Source organism: Streptomyces rubellomurinus (assembly GCF_000961885.1).
Classification (GTDB): Bacteria; Actinomycetota; Actinomycetes; order Streptomycetales; family Streptomycetaceae; genus Kitasatospora; species Kitasatospora rubellomurina.
On the sequence record NZ_JZKH01000040.1, the window covers coordinates 32137 to 47858 of the forward strand.

The following is a 15722-nucleotide window of genomic DNA, read 5'->3' on the forward strand; positions in this document are numbered from 1 at the left end:
GCAAAGTAGCCGTCAGCCCGGTCAGCCCGGTCAGCCCGGTCGGCCCGTGAGCCCAGCCGTACCCGTCAGCCCAGCCGGACCGTCAGGCCCGTCGCGGCGGCGCCGCGGGCGGCCTCCAGGACGGTCAGCGTCGCCACCGCGTCGTACGGGTCGACCGGCGGCGGGGTGCCGGGGGCGGCCAGGGCGGCGGCGACGCCCGCGTAGAAGGCCGGGTAGTCGCCCGGGTCGGTGGGCAGCGAGATCGCCGACCCGTCGGTGCCCAGGGTGCCGTACCGCTCGGGCCGGTCCACGCCCCACGGCCGGCCGCCGCCCGGGCGCAGGCCGGCCCGCAGGTCGGCCTCCTGCGGGTCCATGCCCGACTTGACGTACCCGGCGGTGTCGCCGAGCACCCGCAGCCGGGGGCCGGTCAGCGGGGTGACGGCGCTGGTCCACAGGTGCGAGCGGGTGCCGGAGGCGTGGGTGAGGGCGAGGAAGGCGTCGTCGTCGACCACCGCGCCGTCGCGCCGCACGTCGATCTCCGCGTAGACCGTCTCGACCGGGCCGAACAGGGTCAGCGCCTGGTCGACCAGGTGGCTGCCCAGGTCGTACAGCGTGCCGCCGGCCTCGGCCGGGTCGGCGAGCTCGCGCCAGCCCGGCTTCGGCTTGGGCCGGAACCGCTCGAAGCGGGACTCGAAGCGGTGCACCCGGCCCAGCGCGCCGCCGCGCACCAGCCGGCTCGCGGTGAGGAAGTCCCCGTCCCAGCGCCGGTTCTGGAACACCGACAGCAGGACGCCCCGGTCCCCGGCCAGCCGGCACAGCTCCAGCGCCTCGGCCGCCGTACCGGCCAGCGGCTTGTCCACCACGGTGGCCAGCCCGGCCCGCAGCGCGGCCCGGGCGAGCGGCGCGTGGGTGCGGTTGGGGGTGGCGACGACCACCAGGTCCAGCGCCTCCGGGTCGGCCAGCAGCAGCTCGGGGGTGTCCACCGCCCGCGCGCCGGGGTGCTCGCGCGCCAACCGCTCCCGGCGCTCGGGATTGGCGGTGACCACGGCCTCCAGCCGCAGCCCCGGCGTGCCGGCGATCAGCGGCGCGTGGAACGCGGACCCGGCCAGGCCGTACCCGACCAGCCCGACCCGCAGCGGACGGGAGATCTCAGCAGTCATGCGCCCACTCAACCACGCCCCGCCCGATTGCTCCCGGTATCTCCCCAGGTGCCGGATGGACGGCGTCCTCATGCCCGAGGGCACGCCGATCCCCGGCGCGGAGGAGTTCCTGTGCAGGCTGCGGGAATCCGGCAATCCGCTCCTGGTCCTCACCGACAACGTGTACGGCTGGACAGTCCGGCGTGCTCGGCGAGCCGGTCGGAACGGGCCCGGGGTGCTCGGCACCTGGAAGTCGCTCGGGATCACCGTGCTGCCCCGCTGACCGATCCGGTGGGCACTGCGGGCCGCGCCGATGGACGACTACGCTGGTCGGCGTTGGGGCAGCCTGTGGCGCCCGGCCGGCCGACGGTGTCCGGTCCGGAGCGATGTGCGAGATCGTTCAGAACCGTTGCAAGACCGAGGGAGACACCTACGTGGCAGAGCGCAAGCCCATCGAGTCGTGGCTGACCGACATGGACGGGGTCCTCATCCACGAGGGCACGCCCATTCCCGGCGCGAAGGAGTTCCTGCGCAGGCTGCGGGAGTCCGGCAAGCCGTTCCTGGTCCTCACCAACAACTCCATCTACACCCCGCGCGACCTCAGCGCCCGGCTGGCCGGCATGGGCCTGGAGGTCCCCGAGGAGTGCATCTGGACCTCCGCCCTGGCCACCGCGAAGTTCCTCGCGGGCCAGCGCCCGGGCGGCACCGCGTACGTGATCGGCGAGGCCGGCCTCACCACCGCGCTCTACCAGGCCGGTTACGTGCTGACCGACAACAACCCCGACTACGTCGTCCTCGGCGAGACCCGGACGTACTCCTTCGAGGCGCTCACCAAGGCGATCCGCCTGATCAACCAGGGCGCCCGGTTCATCTGCACCAACCCGGACGAGACCGGCCCGTCCACCGAGGGCGTGCTGCCGGCCACCGGCTCGGTCGCGGCGCTGATCACCAAGGCCACCGGCGTGGAGCCGTACTTCGTCGGCAAGCCGAACCCGCTCATGATGCGGGAGGCCCTGAACACCGCCGGCGCCCACTCGGAGAGCGCCGTGATGATCGGCGACCGGATGGACACCGACATCGTGGCCGGCATGGAGGCCGGGATGGAGACCATCCTGGTGCTCACCGGCCTCACGGCGGCCGAGGACGTCGAGCGCTTCCCGTACCGGCCGACCCGGGTCGTCAAGTCGATCGCGGACCTGGTCGAGCTCGTCTAGCCTCTGCCGTGCCATCGCGGGCCCCGCTCCGGCCGAGTGCCGGGGCGGGGTCCCGCGCGTCACGGGTGGGGGAGGAACGGGCGGATGAGCACGGCAGTGGAGGCGGCGGAGAAACGGGTCACCTGGGCCGAGTTGTACTTCGACCTGGTCTTCGTCTTCGCCATCACCCAGGTCTCGGCCCTGCTGCACCACCAGCACGACCTGGTCGGCCTGGCCGAGGCGCTGGTGGTGTTCGTCCCGGTGTACTGGTGCTGGGTGGGCACCACCGTGCAGGCCAACATCCGGGACGTGGACAACCCGCGCGACCGCCTGGGCATCCTGCTGGTCGGCCTGGGCGGGCTGTTCATGGCGCTCGCCGTCCCCGGCGCGTACGGCCGGCGCGGCCTGCTGCTCGGCGTCGCGTACTGGCTGGCCCGGCTGGTGCTGCTGCTCCTGGTGGCCCGCCTCCCGGGTGTCTGGCGCGGCCCGTACGGGGTGGCCGTGCTGGTCAGCGGGCCGCTGCTGGTGGCGGGCGGGCGGGCTGCTGCCGGACGGCCCGCGGCTGGCGCTGTGGTCGCTGGCCGCGCTGTGCGACCTGGCCGCGCCGCTGGTGTTCCGGCGGCGCCTCGCCGTGGTGGCCTACCACCCCGCGCACATGCCCGAGCGGTTCGCGCTGTTCCTGCTGGTGGCGCTCGGCGAGTCGGTCGTCGGGATCGGCGGCCCGGCCGCCGCCGCCCGGCTGGACGCGGCCGAACTCGCCGCCGTGGCGGCCGCGTTCACCATCTCGGCGGGCCTGTGGTGGCAGTACTTCGTCTACGCGGCGGACGCGATGCGGCACGCCGTGGAGACCGCCGACTCGCGCCGGGACGTCATCCGGCGGATCTTCCAGTACGGCCACCTGGCCCTGGCCGCCGGGGTGATCGGGGTGGCGGTCGGCTTCGAGGAGACCGTCGCCGACCCGGGGGAGGCGCTGGGCGCCGGCTCGGTGGCGCTGCTGTACGGCGGCTGCGGGCTGTACCTGCTGACCTTCGGCTACACCCGCTGGATGATGTTCCGCCGGGTGGCCGTCACCCGGCTCGTCGCCGCCGCGCTGGTGCTGGCGCTGCTGCCCGCGATGGTGCGACTGCCCGCGCTGGTGGTGCTGGTGGTGCTGGCCGTGCTGCTGGTGGCGCTCAACGCGGTGGAGCACGTCCGGGTGGCGCGGGCGGCGGCCGGTGCTGCCCGGGAGATCGCGGCGGAGGAGTCCGTGGCCGTTCCGGCGGACCGGTCTGTCGGTGGGCCTGTGTAGCGTTCGGGGTGAAAGAGGGCGTGCGGCACAGCAGCCGCGGTGTGGGAGGTAGATGTCGTGACGGAGACGGTCGAGGCGGGCGCGGTCGAGGCCGGCGCGGGCGGCGGGCTGGAGCTGCCCGAGTCCTGGCGCGCGGTGCTGGGCGCCGAGGCGGAGAAGCCGTACTTCGCGCAGCTGGCGGACTTCGTGGCGGCCGAGCGCGCGGAGCACCAGGTGTTCCCGCCGAGCGGCCAGGAGTTCGCCGCGCTGGAGGCCACGCCGTACGAGAAGGTCCGGGTGCTCGTCCTCGGCCAGGACCCGTACCACGACGACGGCCAGGCGCACGGCATGAGCTTCTCGGTGCTGCCCGGCACCCGGACGCCGCCCTCGCTGCGCAACATCTTCAAGGAGCTGGACGCCGACCTGGGCATCCCCGCCCCCGACAACGGCTACCTGATGCACTGGGCCGAGCAGGGCGTGCTGCTGCTCAACGCGGTGCTCACGGTCCGCGCGCACGAGGCCAACTCGCACAAGGCGAAGGGCTGGGAGAAGTTCACCGACGCGGTGATCAAGGCGGTGAGCGCGCGCGAGGAGCCGGTGGTCTTCGTGCTGTGGGGCAACTACGCGAAGAAGAAGCTGCCGCTGATCGACACCGAGAAGCACGCGGTCGTGCAGGGCGCGCACCCGTCGCCGCTGTCCGCCAGGCTGTTCTTCGGCAGCCGCCCGTTCTCGCAGATCAACTCGGCGCTGGACGGCTTCGGCGGCGAGCCGATCGACTGGCAGGTGCCGAACCTGAAGCAGGTCTGAGCCACCCCGGGGGGGCGTGGCCGCGGGTGGACTTCCGTCCGCCCGCGGCCACTTGGCGTTCACCGATGCGGGCCGTGCGGCCGCCCCGGGTGTGCTTAGCTGGTGCCGGCAGGGCCCAGGCCTGGAGCGGGGGAAGGGCGGTACGTGCACGTGCTGGGACGGGCGGGAGCGCTTCGGTGGGCCGCGCTGGCCACCGCACTGGCACTGGCGGGGTCCGGCTGCAGCGGCTCGGACGGCGCGGCGCCGAGCGCCCCGGCCGCGGCGCCGCCCGTCGCGACCTCCCCCGCGAACGTCGGACTGCCCCAACTCCCCGGCCAGGCCTTCTACGTGTCCGACCGCACCAACGCCGCCCGGCAGCTCGCCGCGCTGCGCGGCCAGGGCCGCACGGCGGACGCCGACAGCCTGCTGAGGATCGCCGCCCAGCCCTCCGCGCAGTGGCTCGGCGAGCAGGACGCCCGGGAGATCGCCGAACAGGTCAGCCGCCGGGCCACCGAGGCGGACCGCACGGCGGTCTTCGTCGCCTACAACATCCCGCACCGCGACTGCGGGCTCTACTCGGCCGGCGGCGCCGCCGACGCCGCCGCCTACCGCGCCTGGATCACCGGCGTCGCCGAGGCCCTCGCCGACCGCCGCGCCTGGGTGGTGCTGGAGCCGGACGCCGTCCCGCACACCCTGGACGGCTGCGGCGTCAAGGGCGACCAGGCCGCCGAGCGGTACGGCCTGCTGGCCTTCGCCGTCCAGGAGTTGAAGAAGCGCCCGAACGTCCGGGTCTACCTGGACGCGGGCAACCCCGGCTGGGCGCAGGACCCGGCCGAGCTCGCCGGCGCCCTGCGCAAGTCCGGCATCGCCGCGGCGGACGGCTTCGCCGTCAACGTCGCCAACTTCTACGAGACCGGCCGGAACGCGGCCTACGGCGGCGGGCTCTCCGCCGCCCTGGGCGGGAAGCACTTCGTCATCGACACCAGCCGCAACGGCAACGGCCCGCTGGGCGGCGACTCCTGGTGCAACCCGCCCGGGCGGGCGCTCGGCGAGCGGCCGACCGCCGACACCGGGCGGCCCGGGGTCGACGCCTACCTGTGGGTCAAGAACCCGGGCGAGTCGGACGGCGAGTGCGGCCGGGGCGAGCCCCGGGCGGGGGAGTTCTGGCTCCCGTACGCCCTGGGGCTGGCCCGGGCCGCCCGCTGAGAGGGCCTACGCCTTCACCTCGACCCAGCGCGCCACCGAGGGCGTGCCCTGCCCGTCCGTCAGGAACAGCATGTACCAGCCCGGCGGCAGCAGGTTGGGGTTGGCCGGCAGGGCGAGCGAGACCCCGTCCGCAGTCCGCCCGGTGATGTCCAGGGCCACCGAGCGCTGCTCGACGTCCGTCGCGTGGGTGACCGAACTCGGCCGGATCAGCTTGGCGGTGGCCACCGCCTCCGGCCGCGCGGTGCCGACCCGGACGGTGCCGCCGAGCTTCGCCGCCCCGGGAGCGTCCGTCACCTGCGGGCGGTCGCCGTGGTACAGGTACGGCGGCGTGTAGATCTCGATCCGCTGCTCGAAGCCGCCCGGCTGGGTCTCGGCCTTGTCCGCGAACAGCGGGTTGGAGCCGAGCACGGCGACCCGCCCGTCCGGCAGCAGCACCGCCTCGGAGTGGTAGTCGCGGCCCACGGTCGGCTCGGCGGCCTTCTTGAAGGTGTTGGAATCCGGGTGGTACACCTGCGCCTTGAGCAGGTCGCTGTCGCCGCGGCCGCGGTAGCCGCTGGAGCCGCCGGTGGTGAACACGGTGTCGTCCGGGAGGATCACGCTGTTCAGGTAGCGGGTGCCGCCGGCCGGCAGGTCCGGGCCCGGGGTGAACACGGGCTGGGCGGCCGAGAGGTCGGCGATGTCGGTGCGGGCGGTGGACAGCGGGGACTCCCCGACGCCCCCGCCGCCGAGCAGCATCACCTTCTGGGACTGCGCGGGCGGCAGCAGCACCGAGGAGGAGGTCTCGGTCAGGTTCTGGTCGCGCAGGCCGGGGACGGGCTGGAAGCTGTTGTCCGCGAGGTTCCACACGCCGGGCTGGCGGCCCTTGTCGGCGGGGCCGTAGCCCGCGTTGGAGCCGGAGTAGAAGAGCTTCCCGTTCGCCGTCAGGAAGATCGACGGGTAGGTCGGGAAGTAGCGGTCGGGGCCCTTGGCCCAGGTCCTGGTCTTCGGGTCGTAGATCTCGTTGTCGTTGCCGTTGAGGATCTCGCCGGTGTCGTCCAGGCCGGAGACGGTGACCACCCGGCCGTCGCCCAGCCCGGTGAGGGTCGGGTACCAGCGGGCGTGGGCCATGTCGGTGACCTGCTCGTACAGCTCGGTGTCGGGGTTGAACTCGAAGGCCGAGCGGATGCCCTGGTACTCCTGCTTGTCCAGGGTGATCTTGGCGCTCTGCCCGTACAGGTTGTGCGCGTCGGCCCCGGCCAGGCCCTTGATCCGGTACTGGGCGGGCGCGCCGGAGACCCAGTCCTGGCCCGCGCCGAGGGCCTCGACGAAGACGCGCGTCTCGCCGGCGGTGACCCTGGTCTGTGCGCCGGCGCCGGACTTCGTCGCGGCCGGGACGGTCACGTCCGCGGTGGAGGCGTACTCGCGCCCGTTCGGGGCGACGAAGACGGTGCCCTTGGGGAAGCTCCGGGCGCGGTCCGGGCTCTCGTTGCGGACGCGCATCACGCCGCCCGCCTTCTTCACCGCGCCGTCCAGCTTCTCGTACCGGGCGGTGCCGCCGGCGACCAGCACCCGGCCGTCCGGCAGGGAGGTGTGGCCGCCGCAGAACATGTCGGCGGGGGTGGGTATCAGCTTGTAGGTGTTCGCGGCCGGGTCCCAGAGCAGGCTCTTGAAGGTGCCCGCGTTGAACTGCTTCTCGTCGTTGCCGGAGCCGGCCACGATGAGCACCTTGCCGGTGCGCAGCACGGTGGCGTGCACGGCGTTGACGCGGAACTCGGCGGGCAGGCCGAGCGTCTGCCAGTGGCCGTACTCCGCCTTGTAGCCGGGCTGGTTGATCACGTAGTTGTGGTACTGGTCGTTGGCGAAGCCGAGGACGGCCGGGGCGTTCATCCCGGCGACGGTCAGCGCGACGGTGCTGCCGAGGGCGAAGCGCTTGGTCCGGCCGGTCTTGTGGATCTTCTGGATCTTCACGGTGCTGAGGTCCCCTCAGGAGGCTGGCAGGGTGCCGGGCGTGGGGCGGGCCGGCTCAGTGGGGTCCGCGGCCGGCCCGGTCGGGCGCGGGCAGGCGCAGCGGGACGGTCGGGCTGTCGAGCGGACCGCCCTGGGCGGGCACGGTCGGGGTCGGCGCGGTCGAACCCGGCGCGGTGGGCGCTGCCTTCGGGGCGCGGGCGCCCGCAGGGCGGGCGTGGCGCGGGCCGCGCTTCTCCAGGACGACCCCCGGGGCCGTCGTGGCGCCGGTGACGGTGAGGGTGGCGGTGGGCTTGCTCCGGCGCCGCCGGACGCCGTCGGCGGCCAGCACCAGGATCGGCAGCAGGGTCAGGCCGAGCGCGATCGCGGCCCAGGTGCGCATCGCGACGTGGTCGTAGCCGGTGCGGAAGGACGCGACGAGGGCGCCGCCGAACACCAGCGTCCAGAACAGGTGGTAGCGGAAGGTGCCGAGCCGGTCGGCGCTGGCCGAGCGGCCCTTCGGGGTGACCACGAAGCGGTTGCGCCGGCGCACCAGCGCCTGCAGCAGCGAGGCGGCGTAGACCGGGCCGCAGAGCGCCGACATCACCATGCCCGCGACCCCGGAGGAGCCGGCCGGCTCGTGCGGGCTCACGTTGTGCTTGCGGTTCCAGGTGTAGAGCAGCAGTTGGAGCGCGGCGGCGTCGCTGTAGAGCATCATCCAGATCTCCGAGGAGACGTGCACGCCGGAGGATCCGAAGCCCAGGTAGAGAACGCTGGAGACGCCGCCGAGCAGCCAGGTGAGCGCCGCCATCGGGTAGAAGGCCAGCATCAGCGTGTAGTTGAGCAGCCGGCCGGGCGACAGCCGCCACACGAGCCGCCAGTACCGGGTGAACAGGGTCTCGTAGGTGCCGCGGCTCCAGCGCAGTTGCTGGGAGAAGAAGTCGGTCCAGGAGGACGGGCCCTCGCCGACCGCGAGCACGTCCGGGGTGTACACGGACTTCCAGCGTTCCCCGGTCTCCGGGTTCCGGCGCGCGTGGAACTCCAGGCCGGTCGCCATGTCCTCGGTGACGGAGTCGGACAACCCGCCGATCGACCGGAGCGCGCGGATTCTGACGGCGTTGTTGGTGCCGACGAACATCGGCGCCCCGTAACGGTTTCCGGCGCGCTGGACGAGTGCGTGGAAGAGGTACTGCTGGCTCTCGGAGAATGCGGTCACGGCCGAGCCCGAGCTGCGGTAGTTCCCGTACACCTGCGGGCCGACCACGAATGCCACGTCCGGATCGCGGAAGTAGCCGAGCATGCGTTCGCAGAAGTCCGGGAGCGGCACGTGGTCGGTGTCCACGGAGACCCAGAAGTCGTAGTCGTCGCCGTGCGCCTGGAGCCAGGCGTTGTAGTTGCCGTGCTTGGTCCCGGCGCGGAAGCGGCCCTTCGGCCGGTTCCAGTGCGGGTGGCCGAGGCGGCTGAAGTGGCGTACGCCCAGCTCGGCGCACAGGGCCTGCATGGCAGGATCGTTTCCCTCGTCCAGCAGCCAGACGTCGTACGGGCCGTCGTGCCGCACGCCGCGCGCCGCCAGCAGCGTGGCCCGCACCATCTCCGGCGGCTCCTTGCCGGGGACGCGGGTGGTGAGGAAGGCGACCCGGGTGCCGGCCTCGGGCGTCACGGGCACCGGATCGCGGGCGGCCAGGGTGGCGTGGGTGTTGGAGACGACGTTGACCAGCCGGAACACCTCGACGACGGCGATGATCCCGATCATCACCTTGTCGCCCAGCAGGACCAGGACGTTCGTCTCGTCGGCGCGCTCGGGCCAGTGCTCCGGCAGCAGCAGCCACACCAGCAGCACCGCCTCCAGCAGCGGGGCCGCCACCAGCAGCAGGGCGGCGCGGACGCGGTGCGGCTCGCGGCGCAGCAGGCTGCGGTACCGGACCCGGTAGGGGGCGGTCGGGGCGGCCTTCGCGGCGCCCGGGTCGGGGCGGTAGACGCCGCCGAGGTCGTCCGGTTCGGTCGCGGGGCCGGCGAGGCGGCTGAAGTGGACGTAGTCGTACGGGGCTTCGGGCGTGGGAACGGTGGCCAGGGCGTGGTCGATCCGTTCTCCGGCACTGCTCTCCCGGGCCGTTCCGACGTCCCCTCGTCGTGAGAACGGCATGGTCATGTGGCTCTCCCCCCGGAGTGTTGCGACGTGTTTCGTCGTGAAGTTCCGGAACAGACCACCGCCCGGCGAACTGCACTCATCAGTGCGGTTTCCGGGCGTTCCAGCACGTGAATCGTGCGGCGGGTTCAGCTATTCGTCTGTTCCTCCACGCGTTCAACTCTCCTGGAACGCAAGGATGATTGCAACCGATCGGAAAAATGATCACCACTCAGGCGTGAAAATACTATGGTTCCAGGCCATCCTGACGCGCGAAGGTGATAGCGGCCCGAATTCGCTCCGGCCGCGCGAGTGCGCGGCCGGAGCGCGCGGGGTGGCACGCGTCAGCCCGCCGCGTCAGCCCGCCGTGCCGAGGAAGGCCTCCCAGCCGCCGGCCGGGGCCTGGCCGACGCCGAGCGAGCGCAGCTTGCGCAGCGTGGACTGGTCCTGCACCTCCAGCCACTCGACCAGCTGCTTGAAGGAGACCAGCCGCACCTCGGGCTTGCCCGCGATCGTCTTGAGGGTCTGCTCGACGGCGTCCATGTAGATGCCGCCGTTCCACTGCTCGAAGTGGTTGCCGATGAAGAACGGCGCCCGGTTGCTGTTGTAGGCCCGGTCGAAGCCCGCCAGGTAGGAGTTGGTGGCCTGGGTGCGCCAGTCGTTGTACTTGGCCGGGTCGCCCTTGGTGCTGCCGGCGGACTGGTTGGCCAGGATGTTGTAGTCCATCGACAGCACCTGGAAGGTGTGCCCGGGGAACGGGATGCCCTGCAGCGGGAAGTCCCAGACCTTGCCGTCCTGCACCTTCTGCGGCCATATCTGCAGGCCGCCCGGCGAGCTGGCGTCGTACTTCCAGCCCAGCTTGGCGATGGTCGGCAGCAGGGCCTTCTGGCCCTCCAGGCACGGCGTGCGGCCGCCGATCAGCTCCTTCTTGTAGTCGAAGGGCAGTGGGTCGACGTCGGTGAAGCCGGTGTTGGTCCGCCACTGGGTGACGAAGCCGATCGCCTGGTCGATCTCGCTCTGCCAGTCCTCCGGGGTCCACATGTTGACCCCGTTCTTGTCCGGGCGGCTGGAGCAGAAGTGCCCGTTGAAGTGGGTGCCGATCTCGTGCCCGGCCAGCCAGGCCTGGCTGACCAGCTTGAGGGTGCTCTTGACCGCGCCGTCCGACAGGTACGGGATGTCCGAGGCGCCGACCGAGTGCTTCGGCGGGTGGTACAGGTCGGACTTGCCCTTCGGCAGGGCGTAGATCCCCGACAGGAAGAAGGTCATCGTGGCCTTGTACTGCTCCGCCAGCTTCAGGAACCGGGGGAACTGGCCGTCGTCGGTGCCGCCCGCGCCGTCCCAGGAGAACACCACGAACTGGGGCGGGCGCTCGCCCGGCTTGAGCTTCTCCGGCTTGGGCTGGTTCGGCTGCGGGCCGGTGTCGGCGTTGGAGCCGTCGCCGATCGGGGTGCCCTTGGGCACCTGCGCCTTGGTCGGGTCGCCGGTGGCGCCCTGCGGGGTGCCCGCGTCGCCGCCGGGCGGCGCGGACGAGGAGCCCTGGCCCGAACCCGACCCGCCGCTGGAACAGGCCGCGACCGCGCCGAGGGCGGCGGTCGCGGCGGTCGCACTGAGCACCGTCCTGCGCGAGATCTTGGTCATGGTCTCCCCTGGTTGCCGACGCCGGTGGGTGAGGCGGCGGGGGCCGCACCGGTCAAATCGGGCAATTGATGAACATTCCGCCGCAAGCATGTCATGTGGTCGAAGCCGCCACCAAGGCCGCCCGGGGGTCGCCCGAGCTCGGCCGAGGTCGCCCGGGGGTCGCCCGGGGTCGTACGGCTCCGACGACGGTGTACACGCCGGACGGGCCGGTCCGGGCTGCGGCGACCGGTCGTCTGTTGCCGTCCTGTGACGCTTCGCTCGCCGCACCGCCAGGGCAGTACGGTACCGCCGGTCCGTCCGGATCGGTCAGGGTTCGTCAGCGGCCGGTAGGATCCGTCGCCCGTCCGGGCAGACTTCCGGCCGCGGCCCCCGGGGCCGGCCTCAGAGCGCAGCCAGCCGCCGGTTGCGGCGCACCACGCGGGCGATCGCGGTGCTGATCGCGGTCGCCGCCGCGCAGGACACCGCCATGCTCAGCCAGGCCGTGTCGAACCAGTGGCTGTTCAGCCAGCCCAGCGTCACGATGTACGCGGCCCAGACCAGCGCCGCCACGGCCGACCAGCGCAGGAAGCGGTGCGGATGCGCGGGGGAGTGCCCGATGGCCACGTCCAGCACCGTCCGCCCGCCCGGGACGAACCGGGCGATCACCACCATCGCGGCGGCCCCGCCGTGCGGGCGCTCGACCAGCGCCTGCTGGACCCGGGCCACGCTCGCCGCCAGCTTCGGCCGGCGGGCGAGCCGGCGCTGCAGCAGCGGCGCGCCGCGTCTGGCCAGGTGCAGCAGCAGGACGTCGCCGAGGAAGGAGGCCACCGCCACGCCCAGGCCGAGCAGCACCGGGGCGCCGTCGATCCGCGCCGTCTTGAGCACGGCCAGGATCACCAGCGTCCCGCTGGGCAGGAACGGCAGCAGGGCGTCCCCGAGCACGGCGCACAGCGCCAGGGCGCAGATCCACGAGGATCCGATCGCCGCCACGAAGTCCAAGGCCCTAACTCCCTCCACCGCCGCCCGGGGGAGCAGGTGGCTGCTGGGTCAACGCTAGCGTCTCGACTTTTCATGCCCTGAAGCACCCCGGGGAAGCCGCGGTTCCCGGCCAATGCGTGAACGGACGGTCCCGGCGCGGTGTTCCTGCGCGGTGTTCCCACACGTCCCCTCCACCACGGCACGAGCCCCCCCCCGGGGCGAGGTGCCGCACGCAACGCCCGCCCTTCCGGATCCTTGCCGGGTCCGACGCCGGACGGCGGGAACAGCGGGCCCGCGGCGGTGGTTGACCCCGGTCGGCAGCAGCGACCGCGGGGCCACCCGAGCCCGTGCGGTCGCCGACGACGGGAGCCGGCGGCCAGGCCGGCCCGAGGACAGCCCGGAGGACGGACGGCATGACCAGCGAGGACCAGCAGACGCACGGAACCGGGCCGGGAGCCGAGGCGGCGATCCGGGGCACCGCGCGCGGCACCGCCCCCGCCCCGCTCTCGATCCTCGACCTCGCCACGGTCGGCTCCGGCTACACCCCCGCCGAGGCCCTGGCCGCCACCACGACGCTGGCCCGGGAGGCCGAGCGCTGGGGCTACCACCGCTTCTGGGTGGCCGAACACCACGGCATGCCCGGCGTGGCCAGCTCCTCCCCGCCCGTCCTGCTCGCCCACCTCGGCGCCCGCACCACCACCCTGCGGCTCGGCTCCGGCGGCGTCATGCTGCCCAACCACGCCCCGCTGACCGTCGCCGAGCAGTTCGGCCTGCTGGAGGCCCTGCACCCCGGCCGGATCGACCTCGGCCTCGGCCGTGCCCCCGGCACCGACCCGGCCACCGCCCGGGCGCTGCGCCGCGGCCGCACGGACGGCCCGGACGAGTTCCCGCAGCAGCTCGCCGAGCTGACCCACTTCCTTGACGGCGACTTCCCCGCCGGCCACCCGTACCGCGGGCTGACCGCCGTCCCCAAGGGCGAGGGCCGCCCGCCGGTCTGGCTGCTCGGCTCCTCCGGCTTCAGCGCCCAGCTGGCCGGCCGCCTCGGCCTCCCGTTCGCCTTCGCCCACCACTTCAGCGGCGCCAACACGATCCCCGCGCTGGACCTCTACCGCTCGTCCTTCCGCCCCTCCGCGGTGCTCTCCGAGCCGTACGCGCTGATCGGCGTGACGGCCGTCGCCGCCGACGACGAACCGGCGGCCCGCCGCCTGGCCCGCTCCGCCGCCCTCGCGATGCTCCGGCTGCGGCGCGGCACCCCCGGCCCGATCCCCACCCCGGAGGAGGCGGAGGAGTACCCGTACAGCCCGGCCGAGGCGGACTTCGTCGACACCTGGTTCGAGAACGTGGTGCTCGGCGCCCCCGGCCGGGTCGCGGACGGCCTGGAGGCGCTGCGCAAGCGCACCGGCGCGGACGAGCTGATGGTCACCTCGCACGTCCACGGCCACGAGGCCCGGCTCCGCTCCTACGGCCTGATCGCCGAGGCGTACGGCCTGACCGCGTCCGTTGCGGAGGCGTCCGCTTAGGAGGCGGCCGCCGGCCGGCCCTCGCGCAGTATGGCCGCGACCAGCTCGGCCTCGCCCGGCCGGGCGAAGTACCAGCCCTGGGCGGTGTCGCAGCCGGTGAGCCGCAGGCGCTCCGCCTGGGCGGCGCTCTCGATCCCCTCGGCGGTGACGGTCAGGCCCAGCGTGTGGGCCAGCTGCACCATGGCGCCGACGATCTGCTCGTCGGCGTCGCTGCGCCGGGCCCCGGGCCCCGGGAGGTTCGGCCGGGCGGCCGGGGCCGGGTCCCGGAAGCTCTTGATGAAGGTGCCGTCGAGCTTCAGCACGTGCACCGGGAGCCGGGACAGGTAGGCCAGGTTGGAGTAGCCGGTGCCGAAGTCGTCGATCGCGATCCGCACGCCCATGTCGGCGAGCGCCTGGAGGGCCTGCGAGGGCCGGCCGCCCGGGCCGAGCAGGGCGCTCTCGGTGATCTCCAGCTGGAGCAGCCGGGCCGGCAGCCCGGTCCGCTCGAGCGCCCGGGCCACGTCGGCGACCACGTCGGAGTCCCAGATCTGCCGGGCGGCCAGGTTGACGCTGACGAAGGTCTCCGTCTCGGGGAACTCGGTCAGCCACCGCCGCGCCTGCCGGCAGGACTCCTCCAGCACCCACTTCCCGAGCGGCACGATCGCGCCGGACTCCTCGGCGAGCGGGATGAAACGGTCCGGCGAGAGCGTCCCGTAGCGGGGGTGCCGCCAGCGGACCAGGGCCTCGGCGCCGTGCACGGTGCCGTCCGCCAGGCCGACCAGCGGCTGGTACTCGATGGTGAACTCGCCCCGCTCCAGGGCCGGCCGCAGCGCGGTGGCGAGCAGCTGGCGGGTGAGCTGGTGGGCGCCGCGGTCCGGGTCGTAGAGCGTCCAGCGGGCGCGGCCGTCCGCCTTCGACCAGTACAGCGTGGCGTCGGCGTCCTTGACCAGGTCGGTCGGGGTGGTCTCGTGCACGGACCGCTCCACCACGCCGACGCTGGCGGTGACCACCAGCCGGTGCCCGGCGATGTCGAAGGGACGTTCCAGCAGCTCCAGGATCCGGGCGGCCACCGCCGTCAGCTGCTCGTTGCCGAGGCTGTCGGTGACCAGGAGGGCGAACTCGTCGCCGCCCATCCGGGCCACCAGCGGGGCGCCGGGGCCGGTGAAGCCGCTGCGCAGCCGGGCGGCGACGGCGATCAGCAGCTGGTCGCCGATGTGGTGGCCGAGGGTCTCGTTGATCGCCGCGAAGCCGTCGAGGTCCAGGTAGCAGACGCCCACCCGGCGCCCGTCCGCGCTTCCGGAGCCGTCGGCCGTCGCGTCCGCGGCGGTGAGGCAGGCGGCGTCGAGCCGTTCGAAGAAGGACGTCCGGTTGGGCAGCCTGGTCAGCGGGTCGTGCAGCGCCTGGTACTCCAGGCGGTCGCCGAGCCGGCGCTGCTCGGTCAGGTCCTCCACCAGGGCGAGGATGTAGAGCGGTTCGCCGGCGCCGTCCCGGATCAGCGAGACGGTGAGCTTGCTCCACACCGTGTGGCCGGCCCGGTGCCGGAGCTGCTTCTCCACGCGGAACCGTTCCCGCCCGCCGTCGACGAGCTCCGGGAACAGGCTGCTCGGCATGCCCTCCGGGTCGACGATCTCGTGCAGGTGGGTGCGGACCAGCTCGCCGACGCTGCGCCCGACCAGGGCGGCGAAGGCGGGGTTGACCTCGATGATCCGGTCGTCGGGCCCGATCAGCGCCATGCCGATGACGGCGTCGCAGAAGGCGGCGCGGAACCGGGACTCGCTGGCGCGCAGCGCGGCCAGCGGGGCCGCCTCGCCGGACGGGTCGGACGGGCTGGGGTGCGCGCCGCCGGTGAGCGGGGCCGAGCAGGTGGGGCAGAGCAGCACCTCCGGCTCCTCCAGCGTGCCGCAGGCCGCGCCCGCGCCGGCCGTGCCGGGGCGGTGGTGTGGTGGCTCCTCGTGCTGCACGCCCGAGTGGTGTGCGTCGGCCCCCTCGTTCTGGCCCGGCACGGCATGC

12 protein-coding genes and 1 pseudogene are annotated in these 15722 nt (G+C 73.5%); 7 read left to right on the forward strand and 6 right to left on the reverse strand.

Translation table 11 applies throughout. The annotated features are described in order from the left end of the window. Positions 1-65: 65 nt before the first annotated feature. Positions 66-1139: a Gfo/Idh/MocA family protein gene (locus tag VM95_RS20170; protein WP_078860220.1), complete on the reverse strand. Its 1074-nt coding sequence runs from the start codon at positions 1137-1139 to the stop codon at positions 66-68. Between the two features lie 55 nt (positions 1140-1194). Between VM95_RS20170 and VM95_RS45650 the strand changes: the two genes are divergently transcribed. The 6 genes and pseudogenes from VM95_RS45650 (at position 1195) to VM95_RS20195 (ending at position 5570) form a co-directional block, all read left to right on the forward strand. After that, on the forward strand, positions 1195-1401 hold the full coding sequence (locus VM95_RS45650) for a hypothetical protein (protein WP_045698820.1): 207 nt from the start codon (positions 1195-1197) through the stop codon (positions 1399-1401). A gap of 151 nt (positions 1402-1552) precedes the next feature. Further along, complete coding sequence (locus VM95_RS20180; protein WP_045698865.1) at positions 1553-2332, forward strand: HAD-IIA family hydrolase; 780 nt, start codon at positions 1553-1555, stop codon at positions 2330-2332. Positions 2333-2416: 84 nt separating this feature from the next. Next, positions 2417-2731 (forward strand): annotated as a pseudogene (locus VM95_RS45655) (low temperature requirement protein A); the annotation flags it as partial. Positions 2732-2783: 52 nt separating this feature from the next. Next, positions 2784-3599 carry a low temperature requirement protein A gene (locus tag VM95_RS20185; protein WP_052707467.1) on the forward strand — a complete coding sequence of 272 codons (816 nt, stop codon included), beginning with the start codon at positions 2784-2786 and terminating at the stop codon, positions 3597-3599. 57 nt (positions 3600-3656) lie between these two features. After that, entirely contained in the window at positions 3657-4385 is a 729-nt protein-coding gene (locus VM95_RS20190) for a uracil-DNA glycosylase (protein WP_244178858.1), read from the forward strand. A 144-nt stretch (positions 4386-4529) separates the two neighbouring features. Further along, entirely contained in the window at positions 4530-5570 is a 1041-nt protein-coding gene (locus VM95_RS20195; RefSeq protein ID WP_063773529.1) for a glycoside hydrolase family 6 protein, read from the forward strand. A gap of 6 nt (positions 5571-5576) precedes the next feature. Here the strand turns inward: VM95_RS20195 and glxA are convergent, their stop codons facing one another. From glxA to VM95_RS20215, 4 genes are all read right to left on the reverse strand, one after another. Continuing rightward, the gene (gene glxA, locus VM95_RS20200; RefSeq protein ID WP_482259666.1) at positions 5577-7517 is read right to left on the reverse strand and encodes a radical copper oxidase GlxA; all 1941 of its coding nucleotides are present in this window, start codon (positions 7515-7517) and stop codon (positions 5577-5579) included. A 55-nt stretch (positions 7518-7572) separates the two neighbouring features. Then, positions 7573-9642, reverse strand: a complete 2070-nt coding sequence (locus VM95_RS20205) for a glycosyltransferase family 2 protein (protein WP_052706506.1) — start codon at positions 9640-9642, stop codon at positions 7573-7575. 333 nt (positions 9643-9975) lie between these two features. After that, on the reverse strand, positions 9976-11256 hold the full coding sequence (locus VM95_RS20210) for a polysaccharide deacetylase family protein (RefSeq protein ID WP_045698822.1): 1281 nt from the start codon (positions 11254-11256) through the stop codon (positions 9976-9978). A 381-nt stretch (positions 11257-11637) separates the two neighbouring features. After that, on the reverse strand, positions 11638-12225 hold the full coding sequence (locus VM95_RS20215) for a DedA family protein (RefSeq protein ID WP_244178860.1): 588 nt from the start codon (positions 12223-12225) through the stop codon (positions 11638-11640). 401 nt (positions 12226-12626) lie between these two features. Between VM95_RS20215 and VM95_RS20220 the strand changes: the two genes are divergently transcribed. Further along, complete coding sequence (locus tag VM95_RS20220) at positions 12627-13733, forward strand: LLM class flavin-dependent oxidoreductase (protein ID WP_045698826.1); 1107 nt, start codon at positions 12627-12629, stop codon at positions 13731-13733. On the opposite strand, the gene VM95_RS20225 is transcribed toward VM95_RS20220, so the two are convergent. After that, positions 13730-15715 carry a putative bifunctional diguanylate cyclase/phosphodiesterase gene (locus VM95_RS20225; protein ID WP_078860222.1) on the reverse strand — a complete coding sequence of 662 codons (1986 nt, stop codon included), beginning with the start codon at positions 15713-15715 and terminating at the stop codon, positions 13730-13732. The two genes, VM95_RS20220 and VM95_RS20225, sit on opposite strands and share 4 nt — an antisense overlap. Between the last annotated feature and the right edge of the window lie 7 nt (positions 15716-15722).

Coding starts and splice junctions, on each gene's coding strand:
- VM95_RS20170 (WP_078860220.1), bottom strand. CDS start 1,139: ATGACTGCTGAGATCTCCCGTCCGCTGCGGGTCGGGCTGGTCGGGTAC.
- VM95_RS45650 (WP_045698820.1), top strand. CDS start 1,195: ATGGACGGCGTCCTCATGCCCGAGGGCACGCCGATCCCCGGCGCGGAG.
- VM95_RS20205 (WP_052706506.1), bottom strand. CDS start 9,642: ATGACCATGCCGTTCTCACGACGAGGGGACGTCGGAACGGCCCGGGAG.
- VM95_RS20210 (WP_045698822.1), bottom strand. CDS start 11,256: ATGACCAAGATCTCGCGCAGGACGGTGCTCAGTGCGACCGCCGCGACC.
- VM95_RS20220 (WP_045698826.1), top strand. CDS start 12,627: ATGACCAGCGAGGACCAGCAGACGCACGGAACCGGGCCGGGAGCCGAG.